Annotated in this window: 20 protein-coding genes; 5 read left to right on the forward strand and 15 right to left on the reverse strand. The window is 57.5% G+C overall.

Features of this window, described 5'->3' with window-relative positions:
• Window positions 1-954, forward strand: coding sequence for an HTH-type transcriptional regulator MetR (metR, locus tag AB8846_RS21355; RefSeq protein ID WP_063145014.1), 954 nt, complete (start codon window positions 1-3; stop codon window positions 952-954).
• Here the strand turns inward: metR and AB8846_RS21360 are convergent.
• From AB8846_RS21360 to pldB, 3 genes are all read right to left on the reverse strand, one after another.
• On the reverse strand, window positions 842-1,741 hold the full coding sequence (locus AB8846_RS21360) for a carboxylate/amino acid/amine transporter (RefSeq protein WP_063145015.1): 900 nt from the start codon (window positions 1,739-1,741) through the stop codon (window positions 842-844). The genes metR and AB8846_RS21360 overlap by 113 nt on opposite strands.
• A gap of 82 nt (window positions 1,742-1,823) precedes the next feature.
• On the reverse strand, window positions 1,824-2,624 hold the full coding sequence (gene yigL / locus AB8846_RS21365; RefSeq protein WP_063431779.1) for a sugar/pyridoxal phosphate phosphatase YigL: 801 nt from the start codon (window positions 2,622-2,624) through the stop codon (window positions 1,824-1,826).
• Between the two features lie 31 nt (window positions 2,625-2,655).
• A complete protein-coding gene (gene pldB / locus AB8846_RS21370; protein WP_063145017.1) occupies window positions 2,656-3,648 on the reverse strand; it encodes a lysophospholipase L2 in 993 nt (330 codons plus the stop codon).
• 109 nt (window positions 3,649-3,757) lie between these two features.
• On the opposite strand from pldB, the gene rhtB reads away from it, so the two are divergent.
• The gene (gene rhtB, locus AB8846_RS21375) at window positions 3,758-4,378 is read left to right on the forward strand and encodes a homoserine/homoserine lactone efflux protein (RefSeq protein ID WP_008501533.1); all 621 of its coding nucleotides are present in this window, start codon (window positions 3,758-3,760) and stop codon (window positions 4,376-4,378) included.
• Here rhtB and rhtC read toward each other — a convergent pair.
• From rhtC to pldA, 3 genes are all read right to left on the reverse strand, one after another.
• Entirely contained in the window at window positions 4,375-4,995 is a 621-nt protein-coding gene (rhtC, locus tag AB8846_RS21380) for a threonine export protein RhtC (protein ID WP_010426287.1), read from the reverse strand. The two genes, rhtB and rhtC, sit on opposite strands and share 4 nt — an antisense overlap.
• 61 nt (window positions 4,996-5,056) lie before the next feature.
• Window positions 5,057-6,886 carry an ATP-dependent DNA helicase RecQ gene (gene recQ, locus AB8846_RS21385; protein ID WP_370733636.1) on the reverse strand — a complete coding sequence of 610 codons (1,830 nt, stop codon included), beginning with the start codon at window positions 6,884-6,886 and terminating at the stop codon, window positions 5,057-5,059.
• A 90-nt stretch (window positions 6,887-6,976) separates the two neighbouring features.
• Window positions 6,977-7,846 (reverse strand): phospholipase A, encoded by an 870-nt coding sequence (pldA, locus tag AB8846_RS21390; RefSeq protein WP_023333803.1) that lies wholly within the window; start codon window positions 7,844-7,846, stop codon window positions 6,977-6,979.
• A 163-nt stretch (window positions 7,847-8,009) separates the two neighbouring features.
• On the opposite strand from pldA, the gene yigI reads away from it, so the two are divergent.
• Complete coding sequence (gene yigI / locus AB8846_RS21395; RefSeq protein ID WP_032644790.1) at window positions 8,010-8,477, forward strand: acyl-CoA thioesterase YigI; 468 nt, start codon at window positions 8,010-8,012, stop codon at window positions 8,475-8,477.
• Between the two features lie 51 nt (window positions 8,478-8,528).
• Window positions 8,529-9,425 (forward strand): EamA family transporter RarD, encoded by an 897-nt coding sequence (gene rarD, locus AB8846_RS21400; protein ID WP_023333804.1) that lies wholly within the window; start codon window positions 8,529-8,531, stop codon window positions 9,423-9,425.
• Window positions 9,426-9,508: 83 nt separating this feature from the next.
• Here rarD and corA read toward each other — a convergent pair whose 3' ends face one another.
• The 8 genes from corA to AB8846_RS21440 form a co-directional block, all read right to left on the reverse strand.
• Window positions 9,509-10,459, reverse strand: a complete 951-nt coding sequence (gene corA / locus AB8846_RS21405) for a magnesium/cobalt transporter CorA (protein WP_008501540.1) — start codon at window positions 10,457-10,459, stop codon at window positions 9,509-9,511.
• Window positions 10,460-10,610: 151 nt separating this feature from the next.
• On the reverse strand, window positions 10,611-10,667 hold the full coding sequence (gene ysgD / locus AB8846_RS21410; RefSeq protein ID WP_212743980.1) for a YsgD/CorL family protein: 57 nt from the start codon (window positions 10,665-10,667) through the stop codon (window positions 10,611-10,613).
• A gap of 149 nt (window positions 10,668-10,816) precedes the next feature.
• Window positions 10,817-12,979, reverse strand: a complete 2,163-nt coding sequence (gene uvrD, locus AB8846_RS21415) for a DNA helicase II (RefSeq protein ID WP_033146899.1) — start codon at window positions 12,977-12,979, stop codon at window positions 10,817-10,819.
• A 107-nt stretch (window positions 12,980-13,086) separates the two neighbouring features.
• Window positions 13,087-13,803, reverse strand: coding sequence for a 5-amino-6-(5-phospho-D-ribitylamino)uracil phosphatase YigB (yigB, locus tag AB8846_RS21420; RefSeq protein ID WP_370733637.1), 717 nt, complete (start codon window positions 13,801-13,803; stop codon window positions 13,087-13,089).
• Window positions 13,803-14,705 carry a tyrosine recombinase XerC gene (xerC, locus tag AB8846_RS21425; RefSeq protein WP_370733638.1) on the reverse strand — a complete coding sequence of 301 codons (903 nt, stop codon included), beginning with the start codon at window positions 14,703-14,705 and terminating at the stop codon, window positions 13,803-13,805. The genes yigB and xerC overlap by 1 nt, the downstream gene beginning before the upstream one ends.
• A complete protein-coding gene (locus AB8846_RS21430; RefSeq protein ID WP_063145021.1) occupies window positions 14,702-15,409 on the reverse strand; it encodes a DUF484 domain-containing protein in 708 nt (235 codons plus the stop codon). Before AB8846_RS21430 ends, xerC begins: the two co-directional genes overlap by 4 nt.
• Window positions 15,406-16,230, reverse strand: coding sequence for a diaminopimelate epimerase (gene dapF, locus AB8846_RS21435; RefSeq protein ID WP_063145022.1), 825 nt, complete (start codon window positions 16,228-16,230; stop codon window positions 15,406-15,408). Before dapF ends, AB8846_RS21430 begins: the two co-directional genes overlap by 4 nt.
• A gap of 35 nt (window positions 16,231-16,265) precedes the next feature.
• Window positions 16,266-16,469 carry a lipoprotein gene (locus tag AB8846_RS21440; RefSeq protein WP_047059117.1) on the reverse strand — a complete coding sequence of 68 codons (204 nt, stop codon included), beginning with the start codon at window positions 16,467-16,469 and terminating at the stop codon, window positions 16,266-16,268.
• Between the two features lie 135 nt (window positions 16,470-16,604).
• On the opposite strand from AB8846_RS21440, the gene cyaY reads away from it, so the two are divergent.
• Entirely contained in the window at window positions 16,605-16,925 is a 321-nt protein-coding gene (cyaY, locus tag AB8846_RS21445; RefSeq protein ID WP_023333807.1) for an iron donor protein CyaY, read from the forward strand.
• Window positions 16,926-17,016: 91 nt separating this feature from the next.
• Here the strand turns inward: cyaY and cyaA are convergent, their stop codons facing one another.
• Entirely contained in the window at window positions 17,017-19,560 is a 2,544-nt protein-coding gene (gene cyaA, locus AB8846_RS21450; RefSeq protein WP_370733639.1) for a class I adenylate cyclase, read from the reverse strand.
• Window positions 19,561-19,864 lie beyond the last annotated feature (304 nt).

A 19,864-nucleotide genomic window follows, 5' to 3' on the forward strand; every position in this document is an offset into this window, starting at 1 on the left:
ATGATCGAGATAAAACACCTGAAAACGCTACAAGCGTTGCGGAACTGCGGCTCGCTCGCGGCGGCGGCGGCCACGCTGCATCAGACCCAGTCCGCCCTTTCTCACCAGTTCAGCGATCTGGAACAACGCCTCGGCTTCCGTCTTTTTGTGCGTAAGAGCCAGCCGCTACGCTTTACGCCGCAAGGTGAAATTCTTCTTCAGCTGGCGAATCAGGTGCTGCCGCAAATCGCCAGCGCGCTGCAGTCCTGCAACGAACCGCAGCAAACCAAACTGCGTATCGCCATTGAGTGCCACAGCTGTATTCAGTGGCTGACCCCCGCGCTTGAGAACTTCCGTCAGAAGTGGCCGCAGGTGGAGATGGACTTCAAATCCGGCGTGACCTTTGACCCGCAGCCGTCGCTGCAGCAGGGCGAGCTGGATCTGGTGATGACCTCTGACATCCTGCCGCGCAGCGGCCTGCACTATTCGCCGATGTTTGATTATGAAGTGCGCCTGGTGCTGGCGCCGGACCATCCGCTGGCGAGTAAAACGCGCATCACGCCGGAAGACCTGGCGACAGAAACGCTGCTGATTTATCCGGTCCAGCGCAGTCGTCTGGATATCTGGCGCCACTTCCTGCAGCCAGCAGGCATTAGCCCGCAGCTGAAAAGCGTGGATAACACGCTGCTGCTGATTCAGATGGTGGCGGCCAGAATGGGTATCGCGGCGCTGCCGCACTGGGTGGTGGAGAGTTTTGAACGCCAGGGTCTGGTACAGACCAAAACCCTGGGTGAAGGACTGTGGAGCCGACTGTACGCCGCCGTGCGCGATGGCGAGCAGCGTCAGCCGATTACGGAGGCGTTTATTCGCTCAGCGCGGAACCACGCTTGCGACCATCTTCCGTTTGTGCGGAGCGCGGAGCGACCCATCGGCGATGGACCCACAGCGAAGCCAGGATCACCGCTCCCCCAATAATGAAGCTCGGCCAGTGCGGCTGTTGCTGCCAGATGGCGAGATTGACCAGCAGCCCTGCCGGGACGTGCACGTTGTTCATGATCCCCAGCGTACCGGCGTCTACCTGCGTAGCGCCGTAGTTCCACATGAAGTACCCCAGCCCTGACGCCACTACGCCCAGCCAGACCAGAACGCCCCACTGCACGGAAGTAGTCGGCAGTTTTTGCGGATTGCCGAGCATAAACCACGCCGCCACCGCGACAATCGCGGCCCCCATATAAAACCAGGCAAACGCGTTATGCTGCGGCATCGGACGGGTCTCCATCAGGCGTTTGTAGCCCACCATGCCGATGGCGAAACTGATGTTGGCGAGCTGGACGAACATCAGCCCGGTCCAGAAGTGGTCGCTGACTTTGTCATAGCGAATAATCGCCGCGCCGATCACCGCCAGCGCCGCGCTCAGCAGGTATCCCCAACGCAGGCGGCGCCTGCTGAGCAGGTCGTAAATCAGCGTGATATAGAGCGGCGTCAACACGGTAAAGAGCAGGAACTCGGAGACAGACAGGTAGACGTAGGCCCGGAAGCTAAACAGATACATGATGCCGAGCTGCATCGCCCCCACCAGCATGTACAGCACAATCGTTTTCAGCGATTGCCCGCGCGTGCGCAGAAACGGCAGGAACACCAGCGCCGCCAGCCCCACGCGCATCAGCACCGAGAAGTAGCTGTCGACCGAACCGGCAAGGTATTCGCCAATCAGGCTAAAGGAGAAGGCCCACAGGATAGTGGTGATAATGAGTAGCGCCACAATGCTTGTCTCTCAAAAAGAAGGAGAGGCATTGTAGCGAACTCTTTAGTTGACATCTGAGCAATAAACAACCAAATGAAGATTATTCAAGGAACAGTTTGCGCAGATACTTCGGCACCGCGTTATCGCCGTTGGTGCCGATCACTTCCAGCTCCGGGTGCAGGTCTTTCAGACGCTGGTGCGCATTTTCCATAATGCAGCCCTTGCCTGCCATCGAAAGCATTTCGGCATCGTTCATGCCGTCACCAAAGGCGATACAGTCTTTCAGCTCGAAGCCCAGACGTTTCGCGACGGCTTCCAGCGCGTGACCTTTGGAGACGCCCCCCGCCATAACTTCCAGGCAGGTCAGGGTTGAGAAGCTTACGTTAACGCGATCGCCCCAGCGGGCGTTGATCGCCTGCTCCAGCGGCAGCAATTCCTCATGGTTTACACAGGTGAAGAACACCTTACTGATCCCTTCCGGCTCCAGCAGGCCCGGCTCGTACAGTGAGTACTGGAATACGGCTTCCTTGAAGAAACGCATCTCTTCCGGGCGGTGGCGGTTCATAAACCAGTCGTCGTCGCGGTAGACGTTAGTGACAATATTCGGGTTATTGTGCACCACGCCGAACAGATCGGCGGCAATATCGCGATCCAGGTTGTGGGTAAAGATCAGGTTGCCGTCAGTATCGTGCACGCGCGCACCGTTGGAGGTGATCATGTACGATTTGATTTCCAGATTATCGCGGATCTGCCCCACGTCCACGTGGTGGCGACCGGTGGCAAACACGAAGTTCACGCCACGGGCGGTCAGGAGTTTTAAGGTCTCTTTCGCGTAAGGCGAGAGGGTGTGGTCGGGGGAAAGCAGCGTGCCATCTAAATCAGATGCAACAACCTGGTACATAGGGATTTCAACCTCTGGTGGAAAACAAGAATCAATTATGCCTGTTGAAAAATTCAACAATGGCGTTGAGCGCGACTGAGCGCATAGCGTCCTTTTCAAAAAGGATCTCATGGTAAGCGCCGTTAATAACCAGCGGTTTTCCCCCTTCACAAGGGTGGCCGGCGGCAGCGCGGAGTTCACAAAAACGGTCATGCATGCGGTTATCCACCACACGCTCTTCTTCAGCCTGAATCAGCAGTGTTGGCGTGTCGTCATTGCCAACGCCAGCCAGCACCTGCTCACCGGCAAGAATACCTTCCCGCACCCAGTGATAGGTCGGGCCGCCCACGCGCAGGCGCGGTTCATCGGCATAAAAACGCAGGTTACGACGATAGCGCTGTCGGCTGTGGGTCAGCACATTCATCGCAAACGGCAGTGCACGCCAGCGCCCCGTCCCGATGGCATAGCCTTCTCGAATGCGCTGATGGCCCTCAGCCCAGTCAAGAATATGTCGCACCATCCAGTCAGGAAAACGCATGACGATGCCATACATCGGCGCGGTGAGCGCAATGGCGTCGCACTGGTGCGCGTGGCGCTGTAAAAACAGCGTTGAAATCGCACCGCCCATAGAGTGCGCCAGAATATAGCGCTTCCGCCACGGGCCAGGCTCGACCTCCTGCTGCCAGAACGCGGCGAGATCGTCGACGTAATCGCTGAAGTTATCCACGTGGCCGCGATGCGTATCCGATAGCAGGCGGCCAGAAAGCCCCTGCCCGCGGTGATCGATAATCAACACATCGAAGCCCAGATGGAACAGGTCATAGGCCAGTTCGGCGTATTTGATATAGCTCTCAATACGTCCGGGGCAGACCACAATGACCCGGTCATTTTTCTTATCGTGAAAACGCACAAAGCGTACCGGAATATCGCCGACGCCCGTAAACTCATCTTCCTCACGCTGGCGCCAGAAATCGGTCAGCGGCCCCATGGAGAAAGCAGCAAATGCGTTTTCTCGTGTTTCCCAGTCCTTTTTCTGCTGAAACATCGGGTTTCTACTCACCTAAGCCAAGGAATATCGTTTTTTCGTAACCGGTCACAAAATGACTCAACAATAGCGTATTGTGGCATAAAAACAGACGATTCGGGAGTTTCAAATGACCTTCGAGTGGTGGTTCGCTTACCTGCTGACATCCATCATCCTTAGTCTTTCACCGGGCTCGGGCGCCATTAACACCATGACCACCTCCATCAACCACGGCTATCGCGGTGCGGCGGCGTCGATTGCCGGTTTGCAGACCGGGCTGGGCATTCACATTGTGCTGGTCGGGATTGGTCTGGGGACCCTGTTCTCCCGCTCCGTGCTGGCCTTTGAGGTGCTGAAATGGGCCGGGGCAGCGTATCTGATTTGGCTCGGTATCCAGCAGTGGCGCGCGGCAGGCTCCATCAACCTGAATACGCTCGCTCAGACGCAAAACCGCGGCCATCTGTTTAAGCGCGCGGTGTTCGTCAACCTGACCAACCCGAAGAGCATCGTTTTCCTCGCCGCGCTGTTCCCGCAGTTTATCGTGCCACATCAGCCTCAGGTGATGCAGTACGTGGTGCTGGGCGCGACCACCATTATCGTCGATATCATCGTGATGATTGGTTACGCGACGCTGGCACAGCGAATTGCGGCGTGGATTAAAGGGCCTAAGCAGATGAAGGCCCTGAATAAAGTCTTTGGCTCGCTGTTTATGCTAGTTGGCGCGCTGCTTGCGTCAGCGCGTCATGCTTAGCGAGAAATGATGAGATGAATGCCGAAGCCGGCGAACAGCGCGCCGGCGAAGCCGTCAATCCACTTCGCGATACGCTGGTAGCCGCGGCGCATCGCCGGTAAGGCGAACAGGCTGGCCACGATGGTAAACCAGGCAAAGGTTTCAACGACGATCAGCAGGAAGATGCCCCAGCGTGCGCCCGCACCGACGCTATCGCCGACAAACAGCGAGAACACCGAGCCGAAATAGATAATCGCTTTTGGGTTCGCCAGATTGGTCAGCAGCCCTTTTACAAAGCTGCGGCCGCCCGTTGCCAGCTCCACCTTTGGCTCTTCCGGTTTTTTCTCTTCTTTCTTCAGCGCACCGCGCAGCATCTGGTAGCCCATCCAGCACAGGTACAGCCCGCCGCCGACCATAATGATGTTATGCAGCCAGGCCATCTTCGCCAGGATAAGGTTCAGACCGAGCAGCGCAACGGCCGCCCAGACCATAACGCCCATGGTGATACCGAGCACGCCCATCATCGCCTCTTTGCGGGAGCGGCTGACGGCCGTTTGTGATACGAAGAAAAAGTCTGGGCCGGGGCTCATCAGCGCAACGATGTGCACTAACGCCACGGTGAGAAATAGCATCAACATAATTAACTCGCGGGGAAATAATTCAGTGAGTCATCATCCTGGCACTTTTTCGCCCGGCTGACTACTCCTCATCATCACCATCGGCGTGAGAGCGGATGAGCGCCATAAACTCTTTACCGAAGCGCTCCAGCTTGCGCGTCCCCACGCCGTTGACGCTGAGCATCTCGCTGGCGCTGAGCGGCATCTGCTCGGCCATCTCAATCAGCGTCGCGTCGTTGAACACCACGTAAGGCGGGATGTTTTCTTCGTCGGCGATGGCTTTACGCAGCTTGCGCAGTTTGGCGAACAGCTTGCGGTCGTAGTTGCCGCCGTAGGATTTCTGCATCACGCGCGGCTTCAGGGCGATGACGCGCGGCACGGCGAGCTTGAGTTCAATTTCACCACGCAGAACGGGGCGAGCGGCCTCCGTAAGCTGAAGCGCGGAGTGCTGGGCAATGTTCTGCGTGGCGAAGCCGAGGTGGATCAGCTGGCGAATGATACTCACCCAGTGCTCGTGGCTTTGCTCCTTGCCAATACCGTAGACCGGCAGCTTGTCATGCCCCATGTCGCGGATACGCTGGTTATTCGCGCCGCGCAGCACTTCCACCACGTAGCCCATCCCGAAGCGCTGGTTCACACGGTAAATGGTCGAGAGCGCCTTACGCGCGTCCATCAGGCCATCGTACTGTTTCGGCGGATCCAGGCAGATATCGCAGTTGCCGCACGGCTCCTGGCGCCCTTCACCAAAGTAGTTGAGCAGCACCAGACGGCGGCAGGTTTGCGCTTCGGCAAACGCGCCCATCGCGTTGAGCTTGTGGCGCTCGATATCCTGCAGCTGTCCCTGCGGTTTCTCTTCCAGACAGCGGCGCAGCCACGCCATGTCCGCCGGATCGTAAAACAGCATCGCTTCCGCAGGCAGGCCATCACGCCCGGCGCGGCCGGTTTCCTGATAGTAGGATTCGATATTGCGCGGGATGTCGAAATGCACCACAAAGCGCACGTTCGGCTTGTTGATGCCCATTCCGAACGCCACCGTCGCGACGACGATTTGCAGGTCGTCGCGCTGGAATTTCTCCTGCACGTCGGCGCGGATGTGGTTCTCTAACCCGGCATGATACGCGGCGGCGCTAAAGCCGCGGTTTTGCAGACGCGCGGCGGTGTCTTCCACCTTCGCGCGGCTGTTGCAGTAGATGATGCCGGACTTGCCGCGCTGCTCCTGCACGTAACGTAAGAGCTGATCCAGCGGCTTGAACTTTTCCATCAGCATATAGCGGATGTTGGGGCGGTCGAAACTGCTGACCTGAATATAGGGGTCGTTCAGCCCGAGCAGACGAACGATATCCAGCCGCGTGGTGTCATCCGCCGTGGCGGTGAGCGCCATAAACGGCAGCTCGGGGAAGCGTTGACGCAGCTGGCCGAGAGCAGCGTATTCCGGGCGGAAATCGTGGCCCCACTGGGAAATACAGTGCGCTTCATCTACCGCCAGCAGCACCGGGTTCCAGTGCGCAAGATGGTCGAGGAAGTTATCCAGCATCAGGCGTTCCGGGGCGATATACAGCAGGCGGATCTGTCCGGTGCGGCACCCGGCCATCACCTCTTGCTGCTGCTCCCGGGTTTGCGTGGAGTTAAGACAGGCTGCCGCCACGCCGTTGGCGAGCAGCTGGTCAACCTGGTCTTTCATCAGCGAAATGAGAGGGGATACCACGACCGTCAGGCCGTTAAGCACCAGCGCAGGCACCTGATAACAGAGGGACTTACCGCCGCCGGTCGGCATCACCACCAGGCAATCACGACCTTCCAGCACCGTTTCAATGATGGTTTCCTGGCCGGGGCGGAACTGCTGGTAGCCAAAGGTTTCATGCAAAACCTGTTTAGCCAGCGACTCCTGATTCAATACTTCCGCCTGCGCCACGTTAACCCCATATGCCTGAAATGAAACAGGCGCTATTTTCAGCGCCTGAGAGAGAAACTTCAACGTTTAACGCAAAAACATTCGAGCAGCCTAGAGAATATCGTTCAGCATCACGCCCACGCCGACGCGGGTCTGGTTGAAGTTGTAATCGATAAGCGACTCGCCGTAACCGCTATACACCTGCGTATAGATGCGGACATGCTTCGTCATTGGATAGCTTAAGCCCACTTCCGCACCACCGTAGCCGGTGTTCCAGTTGTACTGGCCTTTGGCGCTGAGCACGGCATCACCTAACTGGTAGCCGACTTTGAGCTGATAGTAGCCCATATATTTGGTGATATCCGGGTTGTCATCGGTTTCGCCCACCACATACCACGGCTTCACTTCCACCATCCAGTTACCATTCTGCGCCATCAGGCGCGTATAGGCACGGTTCCAGCTGCGCGAGGTAGGGTCAGAGCGGCCGTTGGAATCGTGGTTAAAGCCCACTTCGACGTCACGCAGCGTCCAGCCCGCAAACTCATAATCCGTTGCAAAACCGAGGAACAGCTGCGGCTCGTAGTTCGTTTCACGGAACGGTGAGGACTCGCCGCTGTTAGAGAGCTGCCACCAGGATTTCTGCGTGTAAGACGCCCCGAGCACCGAGTTCGGCCCCAGAATACCGCGCCAGAACGGGAACGCGAGGCTGAGCTGGAACTTCACCTCATCTTTACGCGCATTATCAGACCAGTTATAGGAGCTTATCGCCTCTTTGTTGAGATCGCTGGTCTGGGTGTAAATCACGTAGTTGGTGTCATACGGATAGAGCGTGAACGGATTGTCATGCTCCTGAAGAAGGTTCGCGATAATGCTGCCGTGAACGGCAGGTTTATCATGCACCTCTTTGATCGTCGCTTCCTGCGCATATGCTGTGAGGGGCAGCGCAACCGCCGCCAGTAACCAGGCCAGATACGTCCGCATCGGTGGTGTTCTCCTGCAAAAGAGTAAAATTAGCTGAATAGTTATGTGGCGGACATTCTACAGACTTCTGCGACAACTGCTGCATCCTCGTTTCTGAAAGTGGAATTCCTTGTTGCCGAGGCATAAAATCAACATTTCGTTAACAATAAGGATGTGATGCCTCATGTCAGCCATGCTTACCGCCGAAGAAGTGTTAAAACTCGTGGGCGAGATTTTTGTTTACCATATGCCGTTTAACCGTGCGCTGGGACTGGAGCTGGAGCGTTACGAGAAAGACTTCGCCCAGCTGAGCTTCAACAACCAGCCGATGATGGTGGGTAACTGGGCGCAAAGTATTTTGCACGGCGGCGTGATCGCCTCCGCGCTGGACGTGGCGGCAGGTCTGGTCTGCGTGGGCAGTACGCTGACCCGCCATGACACCATTAACGAAGACGAACTCCGCCAGCGTCTGGCGCGCATGGGCACCATTGATTTGCGCGTCGACTACCTTCGCCCGGGGCGCGGAAATCGCTTTACCTGTTCCAGCAGCCTGCTGCGCGCGGGGAATAAAGTGGCCGTGGCGCGCGTTGAGTTACACAACGAAGAACAGGTGTATATCGCCAGCGCAACCGCCACTTATATGGTGGGTTGATACGGCAAAATCGGGTAAAATTAGTTCACTTCTTTGTAACGGATTTTCCCGATGGATGCTAAACAGACGCGGCAGGGCGTTTTACTCGCCCTTGCCGCTTATTTTATTTGGGGTATTGCCCCGGCGTATTTCAAGCTTATCGCCTACGTTCCGGCCGATGAGATCCTGACTCACCGCGTTATCTGGTCGTTCTTCTTTATGATTGCGCTGATGAGCCTCAGCCGTCAGTGGTCGGGCGTCAAAACGCTGTTTAAAACCCCTAAAAAGGTCTTCCTGCTGGCGCTTTCAGCGGTGCTGATTGGCGGCAACTGGCTGCTGTTTATCTGGGCGGTGAATAACCATCACATGCTCGAAGCGAGCCTGGGCTACTTCATTAACCCGCTGGTGAACATCGTGCTGGGGATGATTTTCCTCGGTGAGCGCTTCCGCCGGATGCAGTGGGTGGCGGTGATTCTGGCCTTCTGCGGCGTACTGGTGCAGCTCTGGACCTTCGGCTCGCTGCCGATTATCGCTCTCGGTCTGGCGTTCAGCTTTGCCTTCTACGGCCTGGTGCGTAAGAAGATTGCGGTGGAAGCGCAGACGGGGATGCTGTTTGAAACCCTGTGGCTGCTGCCCGTGGCGGCGATTTATCTCTTCGGCATCGCCGACAGCGCCACCAGCCATATGGGCAGTAACCCGTGGTCGCTGAACCTGATGCTGATGGCGGCGGGCGTGGTGACCACCATTCCTCTGCTGTGCTTCACCGGTGCGGCGACGCGTCTGCGTCTCTCCACGCTGGGCTTCTTCCAGTACATTGGCCCGACGCTGATGTTCCTGCTGGCAGTGGTGTTTTACGGCGAAGTGCCGGGTGCGGATAAGATGGTGACGTTCGCCTTTATCTGGGTGGCGCTGGCGATTTTCGTCGCGGATGCGATTTATACCCAGCGCAGGGTGCGCAAAGGGCTGTGATGTTGCCCTCACCCTAACCCTCTCCCACAGGGAGAGGGAATTCGATCGTAGGGCGGGTAAGCGCAGCGCCACCCGCCAGATTTTTACAGCCAGTTACGACGCTTAAAGTACAGATACGGCGCCAGCCCCGCGAGGATCATAAAGATAATCGCCCCCGGGTAACCAAAGCTCCACTTCAGCTCCGGCATAAACTCAAAGTTCATCCCGTAGCTGGATGCCACCAGCGTCGGCGGCAGGAACACCACGGACACCACCGAGAAGATCTTGATGATGCGGTTCTGCTCGATGTTGATAAAGCCCATCGCCGCCTGCATCAGGAAGTTCACCTTCTGGAACAGAGATTCGTTGTGCGGCAGCAGGGATTCGATATCTCGTAAGATTTCACGCGCCTGCTCCAGCTGACCGCCCGGCAGACGCGCCTTGCGCACCAGGAAGTTCAGCGCGCGCTGGGTATCCATCAGACACAGGCGCACCTTCCAGCCGATATCTTCCAGCTCCGCCAGCGTGGAGAGCGCTTCATCGTACTCATCGCCCTGATGGCCTTCCATGATCACGCGGCTCAGCTTTTCCAGGTCGCTGTAGATGTTTTCAATTTCGTCCGCCAGCTGTTCAATTTTGGTCTCGAACAGATCGAGCAGCAGCTCGTACGCGTTACCGTCCACCATCGCCTGGCTGCGGGCGCGCATGCGGTAGAGACGGAATGCCGGCAGCTCGCGCTCGCGCAGGGTAAACAGACGGCCGTCGCGAATGGTAAACGCCACGGTGGAGTTACCCGCGTGGTCTTCCGCATCTTCAAAGAAGAAGAAGGAGTGAATATGCAGACCGTCTTCGTCTTCAAAAAAACGCGCGGATGCTTCGATGTCTTCCAGTTCCGGGCGGGTTGCCAGGCTTTGCCCCAGCTCAGATTGTACGCGAAGGCGCTCATCGTCGTCCGGCTCGACCAGATCCACCCATACGGCATCAATGAGGGGCTGTGACTCTTCGGCTTCAAGCCGAGTCAGTCGGTTATTTTCGAGTTGAAATGCGCTCAACATGACCGGGACTCCCAATGCAAAAAATATCGGACAGTTCGGTGGGCACACAGAAACAAATTGGGTTTCAGACCATTAAACAGCCTGACTCAGCGCGACGGGAATAATACAGGTCGCTGACAACCACTAAGGCCATCAGCAAGAGGAGATAGCCTTAGGAGTTGTTCCTGGATGACAGGGAATTGAGCCAGTATCTACTGGGTGTGTCCAAGGCGAATGTCCTCTTAGCGTAATCGTGCGCGCATGTTACGCCAGCTATAACTGTGGCGTCAACACGCAACGGAACGCTGAAGGGCATTAATTGACCTTCAATGTATAAGGCTAGCAGATTATTACAAAATAATGATATTTTTCTGAATGTTAGACTGTTTCCAGCTTCGCATAGGCCGCCACCAGCCATTTGATACCCTGCCCCTGGAACGCCACCTGCAGACGGCTGTGCTCGCCGCTACCTTCCAGATTCACAATGGTGCCTTCGCCAAACTTCGAATGGCGCACGCGCTGGCCCAGCTTGTAGCCGGTGTCGGTTTCCGCAATCGGCGAACCCATGCGCTGATGGCTGACCGGACGGCTGATGCTCGCCCGCAGACGCACCTCTTCCACGCACTCCTCCGGCAGTTCGCCGATAAAGCGCGACGGACGGTGATAAACCTCTTTACCGTACAGACGTCGGGTTTCGGCGTAGGTTAGCGTCAGCTTTTGCATCGCGCGCGTCACGCCCACGTAGGCCAGACGACGCTCCTCTTCCAGACGGCCACCTTCATCCAGCGACATTTGGCTCGGGAACATCCCCTCTTCCATGCCAACGATAAACACCTGCGGGAACTCCAGGCCTTTGGCGGAGTGCAGGGTCATCAGCTGAACCGCATCCTGCCAGGTGTCCGCCTGCCCCTCACCCGCTTCCAGCGCGGCGTGGGAGAGGAACGCCTGCAGCGGCATCAGGTCTTCGTCTTCTTCGTTGTAGCTGAACTGGCGCGTTGCCGTCACCAGTTCCTCTAAGTTCTCAATACGGGTCTGGCCCTTCTCGCCCTTTTCCTGCTCGTACATAGTGCGCAGGCCGGAGTCTTTAATCACCCGGTCGGTCTGCACGTGCAGCGGCATGTCGGCAGTTTCCTGCGCCAGGGCGTCAATTAGCTCAAGGAAGCGCTGTAATGCGCTGGCGGCACGTCCGGCGAGGGCTTTTTCCTGCAGCAGCTCGCGGCACGCCTGCCACAGCGTGAGCTGGCGATCGCGCGAGGCCTGCCGCACCACGTCCAGCGTGCGGTCGCCAATCCCGCGGGTCGGCGTGTTGACCACGCGTTCAAACGCCGCGTCGTCGTTGCGGTTAGCTATCAGGCGCAGATACGAGAGCGCATCTTTGATCTCCTGACGTTCGAAGAATCGCATGCCGCCGTAAATGCGGTACGGCATGCTCACCTGCAGGAGCGCCTCTTCCAGCACGCGCGACTGGGCGTTGCTGCGATAGAGAATGGCGCACTGCTCCAGCGCGCCGCCGTTGTCCTGCCAGGTTTTAATGCGGTTCACCACGAAGCGGGCTTCGTCAAGCTCGTTGAAGGCGCAGTAAATCGAAATCGGTTCGCCATCGACGCCGTCGGTCCACAGCTTTTTACCCAGACGCCCGTTGTTGTTCTCAATCAGGGCGTTGGCCGCGCTCAGGATGTTGCTGGTTGAACGGTAGTTCTGCTCCAGACGGATGGTTTCCGCGCCGGGGAAATCGTTGAGGAAGCGCTGGATGTTTTCTACCTGCGCCCCGCGCCAGCCGTAAATCGACTGGTCATCATCGCCCACGATCATCACCTTGCCGGTATCGCCGGCCAGCAGGCGGATCCACGCGTACTGGATGTTGTTGGTATCCTGGAACTCGTCCACCAGGATATTGGTAAAGCGTTCACGGTAGTGCTGCAGGATATGCGGCTTGTTGAGCCACAGCTCGTGGGCGCGGAGCAGCAGCTCGGCGAAATCCACCAGACCGGCGCGATCGCACGCTTCCTGATAGGCCTTGTAGACGTTCTGCCAGGTCTGCTCGACCGGGTTGCCGAAGCTCTGAATGTGGTGCGGACGCAGCCCCTCGTCTTTCTGGCCGTTGATGTACCACATTGCCTGACGCGGCGGCCACTGCTTCTCGTCGAGGTTCATCGCCTTGATCAGGCGCTTCAGCAAGCGGAGCTGGTCTTCGCTGTCGAGGATCTGGAAATCCTGCGGCAGGTTGGCGTCCATATGGTGCGCGCGCAGCAGGCGGTGCGCCAGACCGTGGAAGGTACCGACCCACATGCCGCCCTGGCTGGTGCCCATCAGCTGGGCAATACGGTGGCGCATCTCTGCCGCCGCCTTGTTGGTAAACGTCACCGCCATGATGGAGTACGGAGAGCAGTTCTCCACGCTTTGCAGCCAGGCGATACGGTGAACCAGCACGCGCGTCTTACCACTGCCCGCCCCAGCCAGCACCAGCATGTTGGTGCGCGAGGCGGCAACCGCGTCACGCTGTTTGTCATTAAGGCTGTCGAGCAGGTAAGAAACGTCCATTGGCACCGTCACATAGTATTCAGGAACACAGCAAAACGCCCGGTGGCGCTTCGCTTACCGGGCCTACAACTGCAAACCCCTGGTAATTTATACAATATTACTGGTGATTATATCAGCGTCGTGAGGGATGCCAACCGTGAAATTTCCACGTGCGGCAGAAGACGGCTGTCCAGCGTGGTCATCAGGTCGGCGTTTTCCGGCTTGATCCAGCAGGCCTGCATGCCGCAGCGGATAGCCCCGGCCACGTCCGTGGTCAGGTCATCCCCCACGTGCAGAATGTTACCCAGCGGCAGGTTAAGTTTATCCGCCGCCAGATGGTACATATCGCTGAACGGCTTCGCGCGCCCGTGAGGGCCTGCGCGCAGCACAAATTCAAAGTAATCGCTGAGGCCAAACAGCTCGGGCTGGGCATTGCCGTTGGTGATGGCCACCAGCGGCCACTTTTCAGCAAGCTTCGCCAGCGTCTCGTGGGTCTCCTGCGGCACGTCGATACGGCTGCGCCATTTGGCGAAGTTTTCCATTGCCGCTTCGGCCCCGATGGCCGCGTCCTGCCCGCTCAGGCCCACGTTGAGCATCGCCTGCTCAACCGCACGACGACGCCATTCGGTCACGTCGTGGTAAATGTCAGGCTCGGTCTCACGCAGGGACTGACGCAGCTTCTGAAAGTCCTTGTTCTGTATCGCTTTCAGCGCGGGATGGTAGTTCTGCACAAACGCCAGCGACTCCTGCTCGGTACGCAGGATCACCTCGCGGTTGTCATAAAGGGTGTCATCAAGGTCAAACGTCAGGGCTGAGATCTGACCAAGTGGGCGGTAAAAACGCATTATTTCCCCCGTTTGGCGCGTGGATGCGCCGCGTCATACACCGAGGCAAGGTGTTGGAAGTCTAAGTGAGTATAGATTTGAGTGGTCGACAGATTTGCGTGGCCCAGCAGTTCCTGCACGCCGCGCAGATCGCCGCTCGACTCAAGCATGTGTGTCGCAAAGGAGTGGCGCAGCTTGTGCGGGTGAACGTGGCTGTTCAGCCCCTGCTTAATGCCCCACTCCGCAAAGCGCTTCTGCACGTTACGCGCCGAGATCCGTTTGCCAAGTTTCGACAGGAACAGCGCATCCTCTTCGGTGCCAAACAGCCCGCGCAGGTCAAGCCAGTGCTCAATCCAGGAGACCGCATTGCGGCCAATCGGCAGGCGGCGCTCTTTGCTGCCCTTGCCCATCACCCACACTTCACCGGACTCCAGATCGAGGTGTTTTATATCAAGATTAACCAGCTCTGACAGACGCAGCCCGGCACCGTACATCACCTCCAGCATCGCGCGGTCACGCACGGCCAGCGGATCGTTAAAGTCGATATCCAGCAGGCGGTTTACGTCGTCGACGTCGATATTTTTAGGCAGATGGCGCGGCGCCTTCGGCGTGGCGATCCCCTTTGCCGGGTTGGCTTTTAAGCCCCCCTGGCTGACCAGCCAGTCGAAGAAACTGCGCAGCGCTGAGAGCCTGAGTGCCAGGCTCGCCGGGCTGAGATTTTTTTTACGGCTACGCACGACGAACCCGCGTACCGTCGCAGCGTCACATTGTTGCCAGCTTTTCAGGCCGATTTCGTCGGCAATCTGCATGATGGCATCAAGCTGACGCTGGTAGTTGAGCAGGGTAATGGGGCTAAGCTGACGCTCCACGCCCAGATAGCGCAGAAAGCGCGAGACGTCAGTGGCGAGCAGTCCGTCCGTCATACGCGCTCAATCCAGCGCTCCAGAAGCTCGGGGAGCATCAGGGCGATCTCCTGCAGCAGGTGCGTGGCTTGCCCCTGCTCATAGTGATGCGCGTCGCGGCTGGTAAATAACATGACCCCCAGATCGCCATCGCGCCCCATCAGCGACATCGCTACCGAGCCAATCGCTTTGGCTTCCGGTAATACCACCAGCAGCTCTGGCCCGTTTAGCGGCCCCAGATAGTGGTGTTCATGGCCCAGACGCTGAATGCGCAGCGGTTCAAACGCCTGACGGCTGAGCGCCAGATGGGTAAACCCCGACGGCGCGCCAATGCGCCAGCGGTCAGGGAACAGACGAATCGTTGCGCCTGCCAGCCCCAGCTCCCGGGCCCAGCGGTGAAAACGGCTGAGGAACTCGTCGAGGCTGTGCGCCGACGCCAGACGCGCCTGCAGATTCAGCAGTCGATAAAACAGGCTTTCGTTGGTGCTGGCCTGCTCCATCAGCAGCGTCATGTTCTCTTCAAGCTGATTGATGTGGTTGCGCGAGCGCGCCATGTGCCATTCGACCAGCGACACGGTCCCGCGAACCGGATGCGGCACGCGCATCTCTTCGACGACGCGTGCATTGCGAATAAAAAACTCAGGATTGCGCAGCAGATAATCAACAACAGCTCTGTCGTCCAGCTCCGTCACTGTTTCCTGCAGTTCTTCCCCTGGTTGTTTCATAGATGGATAAACCCGTCATAGACATGTGCCGCCGGGCCAGTCATGTACAGTGGATGACCCGGTCCTTTCCAGGCGATATCAAGCCGACCGCCCGGTAACTCAACGCGAACCTCTTCTGCCAGTAACCCCTGAGAGATGCCCACGGCCACCGCAGCACAGGCGCCGCTTCCGCAGGCCTGAGTCTCGCCCGCGCCGCGCTCGTAAACCCGCAGGCGAATGTGTTCGCGCTGCACCACCTGCATAAAGCCGATGTTTGCGCGCTCAGGGAAACGTTCGTGGCTTTCCAGCACCGGGCCGAGCGTTTCGACCGCCGCGGTTTCCACATCATCAACCTGAATCACGCAGTGTGGGTTACCCATTGAGACGACGCCGCACAATACTGTCTGCTCGGCCGCACGCATAATATAGGTCTTTTCCGCTTTGTTTGCGCGAAACGGCACGACGGAGGGCTCGAAGTTTGGCTCGCCCATGTTCACGCGCACCAATTCATCATCGGTGACGCTGAGCACCATGCGACCATTGGCCGTGCTGACGCGAATATCACGCTTGTTGGTCAGCCCTTTCAGGCGGACAAAGCGGGCAAAACAGCGCGCGCCGTTGCCGCACTGGTTAACTTCGCTGCCGTCCGCATTAAAAATACGGTAGTGGAAATCAAGGTCGGGATCGTACGGTGGCTCGACCACCAGCAGCTGATCGAACCCCACGCCCAGATGCCGGTCCGCCAGGCGACGGATCAGTTCCGGGGAGAAAAACACATTCTGCGTTACCGCGTCGACGACCATAAAATCGTTGCCAAGGCCATGCATTTTAGAGAACTGCATCATTTGCTCCATTGCGCGGGTACAGAACGTTTTCGTCAGAGATTAACCTGAGTCGGGCCACCGTTGTCGCCACGATCGTTAGTATTTGGCGTGGTAGACTCAATACCGCTTTGCACGGGTTTCGTCGGCGGCGGCGCGGTTTTATCCTCAGGTGGGAAGTAAAGTGGTCCCTTCAGTCCGCAGCCAGTCAGGCTAAACAGCGTGATGAGAACGGCAAGCGTTCGGAAAGCGTTTTTCATTATAAAGTTGCCCGTAAGTTCAAATCTGTTTCTATCATCGCAGGAGAAGACACAAAAGCAAGAGTTTGCCGCTTTCCTGCAACGGGAATTATTTAGGGTTATACTGCCGGCATCACGAAAAACAGGAACAAAACCATGAACGACAGTGAATTCCATCGCCTTGCCGACAACCTGTGGATGACCATCGAAGAGCGTCTTGACGACTGGGACGGCGACAGCGATATCGATTGTGAAATCAACGGCGGCATTCTGACCCTGAGCTTCGAAAATGGCAGCAAAATTATTATTAACCGCCAGGAGCCGCTTCACCAGGTCTGGTTGGCCGCTAAACAGGGCGGCTATCATTTCGATCTGAAAGACGGGGAATGGGTTTGCGACCGTAGCGGGGTACCGTTCTGGGATCTGCTGGAACAGGCGGCGACGGCGCAGGCGGGTGAGGCTGTGAGTTTCAGGTAGTTTTGTTGCCCGGTGGCGGCTACGCCTTACCGGGCCTACAACGGCTCGGACCGTGGGCCGGGTAAGCGTCAGCGCCACCCGGCGAAAAGGCTCAGGAGAAATACTGCTGCAACAGCGGCGCGGTTTCCTGATTGGCAGGCACGGCAGGCGTTACGGCCTGGGTCCGGAACGGGATCACCTGCGTACGACCTTCGACGTTCACGATCTGGTAGAACTGCGGCAGGTTAAAGTTGATAAAGCTTGAGCCGTAGGTGAAACGGTCATGCGAAGAGGAGTAGAAGCGGCTGACGTCGCGCACCAGCTCCTCTTTACTGCCTTCACAGTGGTGATACACCTCGGCGCGGTTGGTCTCATCCAGAATATAGATGTTGAACCCGGCGTCCTCGCCCGACTCTTCAAAGAAGAACTGAATGATCCCTTCACTGGCGAATCCGTCCACCACCTGCGGCAGCTTAACGTGGTTGGTTTCCACCTGCACCGACAGGCCATGCAGCTTGTTGTGTGAAATCGCGCCGTAGAACTCGATGGCGTTTTCCAGCTTCTGTACCGACACGTTCAGGCGCTCGAAGAACAGGCCCCAGGTCTGGCCGGAGACGCGCAGCGCTTTAAAGCGCCCGGTTTCCTGACGGGTACTGGAGAGACGCAGCTCGATACATTCAGAAACCAGCTGCTGCACGCGGGTACGAATTAAACCGCGCAGATGCTGGCTGTAGCAGAACACTTCAACGCTGTCCGGCGGTGCGGCATCCTGGTGCATCTTGCCGAGAATGGTTTTCAGCGCTTCGATCATCGCCTGCTCGCCGTTGAAATGCAGGGTACGCACTTCGTTCCACGAGTTGCGGTACAGCAGGTCCACGCTGCCCACCAGGCAGTTTTGCTGCTCGCCAAAGCTAAAGACGTCCAGCTTGCGGAAGTCAAAGTGAACCACCTGATTGCGGAAGGCCGCCGTCGGGTCGTATTCCAGGTTGACGATAATCGCCAGATGGCGAATCTCGCACGGGCTGTAGAGCGCTTTCGGCGTTGGGGCAGGCAGACGCAGCGGGAAGTGGTGCGACACATCCGCGACCATCTCCTGCAGCTTAGCGAGATCAACCACCTCGTTGCCTTTGATAAACAGGCGCGTGCGCGAGGTCAGCAGGCCGTTAAACCAGGCCCAGGCCACCAGCTTGTTCAGGTAGCGGTTATATTCCAGCGGCTGATGGCTGACGATCGAATCCATGCTTGGCGCACGGTTATACAGATACCACCCGGTGCGGTTTGCGCGGCCCGGCGGCACGTAGATAAAGGTCAGGTTTGGTTCTGACAGGTCTGGCGAAATCTGCGGGTTAACCAGGGTGACTTTACCCGGCAGCGCTTCAAACGCGGCGTACAGCTTACGGGTCAAGACCCCGATGTCCTGCGGGCTGGCGGAAACGCTGAGGTTGTTACGGCGCGCAAAGCGGATCAGGTTACGGTAGCTTTGCATCATCGCATCGAGCAGTTCGTTGTGCGCTTCACGCACCTGATCGATTTTCCAGTTGGCCCGGTTGTCGAGCATGGACAGACGCGCTTCGTCCCATCCCCACTCTTTCACTAACTGACTGACCACTTCACGACGCCAGCCCACGCAGGCGCGCTCGCGGCTCAATTTCTCACAGACTTTGAGATAGAAACATCGACGCACCAGGTCAAGACGCGTGGTGTCATCAATGGCTTTCAGGTATTCGGTCACGCGCTCCAGCATCATGCAGTAGGCGTCCAGACCGAAGGAGACGATCTCCCCGTCGTGCAAACGCTGCTTGATATCTTTCGCCAGCAGGCGCGGCGTGGGGTATTCCCAGGAATAGGCTTCCAGCAGCAGCGTTTTCAGCACCGCTTTGTACGGTGAGTCGATACTTTTATAGAGCTGCCAGAGGCTTGCGCCAAAATACTCTTCGGCTGACAGAGAGCTCAGACCGCCGAGGTCCAGCCATTCGTTTGGCGTCAGTACGCCCTGCGCGTAAAGCGACATGACGTAGTCATCGTAATGCTCTTCTTCTTCGCACGGGACCATATTCCACAGAATACGCTTCCCGGCCAGACGCACAGCAGAACGGTAAAATTCATCCAGCAATAAGATGTGCTGAGTCGAGCCGCAGTCCTCACCCCCCAGACTGCCGCTTTCGTTATGGCGGAAACGGTTTTCATCAATCAGGAAGAAGCTCACTTCCACACCGAGCGAGGCCGCCCAGCTCTCCAGCAGGCTGCACTTGCGCTGCAGCAGCTGACGCTCGTCGTTATCGAGCCAGGACTGATGACAGACCCAGATGTCCAGGTCCGAAGAACAGCTTTGCCCTACCGATGAGGTGCTCCCCATAGAGTAAACGCCGGTAATCGGCAGTTCACCTTTCGGGGACTCCTGTGGCGGCATGCCGCGGTAGAGTTCCAGCTCGTTCAGGTAATGCTGTTGGGTTTCATCAGGCGTGAAAAGGCAAATGCCCTGGGGAACGTTACCGTCAAGGTAGCCAGGCATCAGCGGATGGTGATAGTGCAATAATGTCGGCAGCAGACTGTATACCTGCTGGAAAGCAGGGCCCATGGCAGCAAGCGCGCGATCCACACGCAGTTGATTTATGGCATCCAGTCTCTGTTTCAGAGTCTCAATATAGAGGTACAAGACGTATCGCCTGATGTTTCCGGGAGGCGCAAGCTATTCAAAACACGAATAACAGCGGGCCCGCAGTATTTCAAAAAGATAACCGTTACCCTTTTTCGCCCTTATCATTTTTGGTGGTAGCGACGAAAAAATGGTCTAAAACGTGATCAATTTAACACCTTGCCGGTTGACCGTAAAGAAAGATGCGCTACATACAAGTGTAGCACCGTTCTGTACGTGTAAATTCCTGAATACGGCTATGGCTGACGAATACGCCGCCTTGTCCCTCTCACGCTTCATCAACCGTAAAACTGCCATCCCAGAG

This window comes from Enterobacter sp. KB-221C9, assembly GCF_041320715.1.
Classification (GTDB): domain Bacteria; phylum Pseudomonadota; class Gammaproteobacteria; order Enterobacterales; family Enterobacteriaceae; genus Enterobacter; species Enterobacter asburiae_D.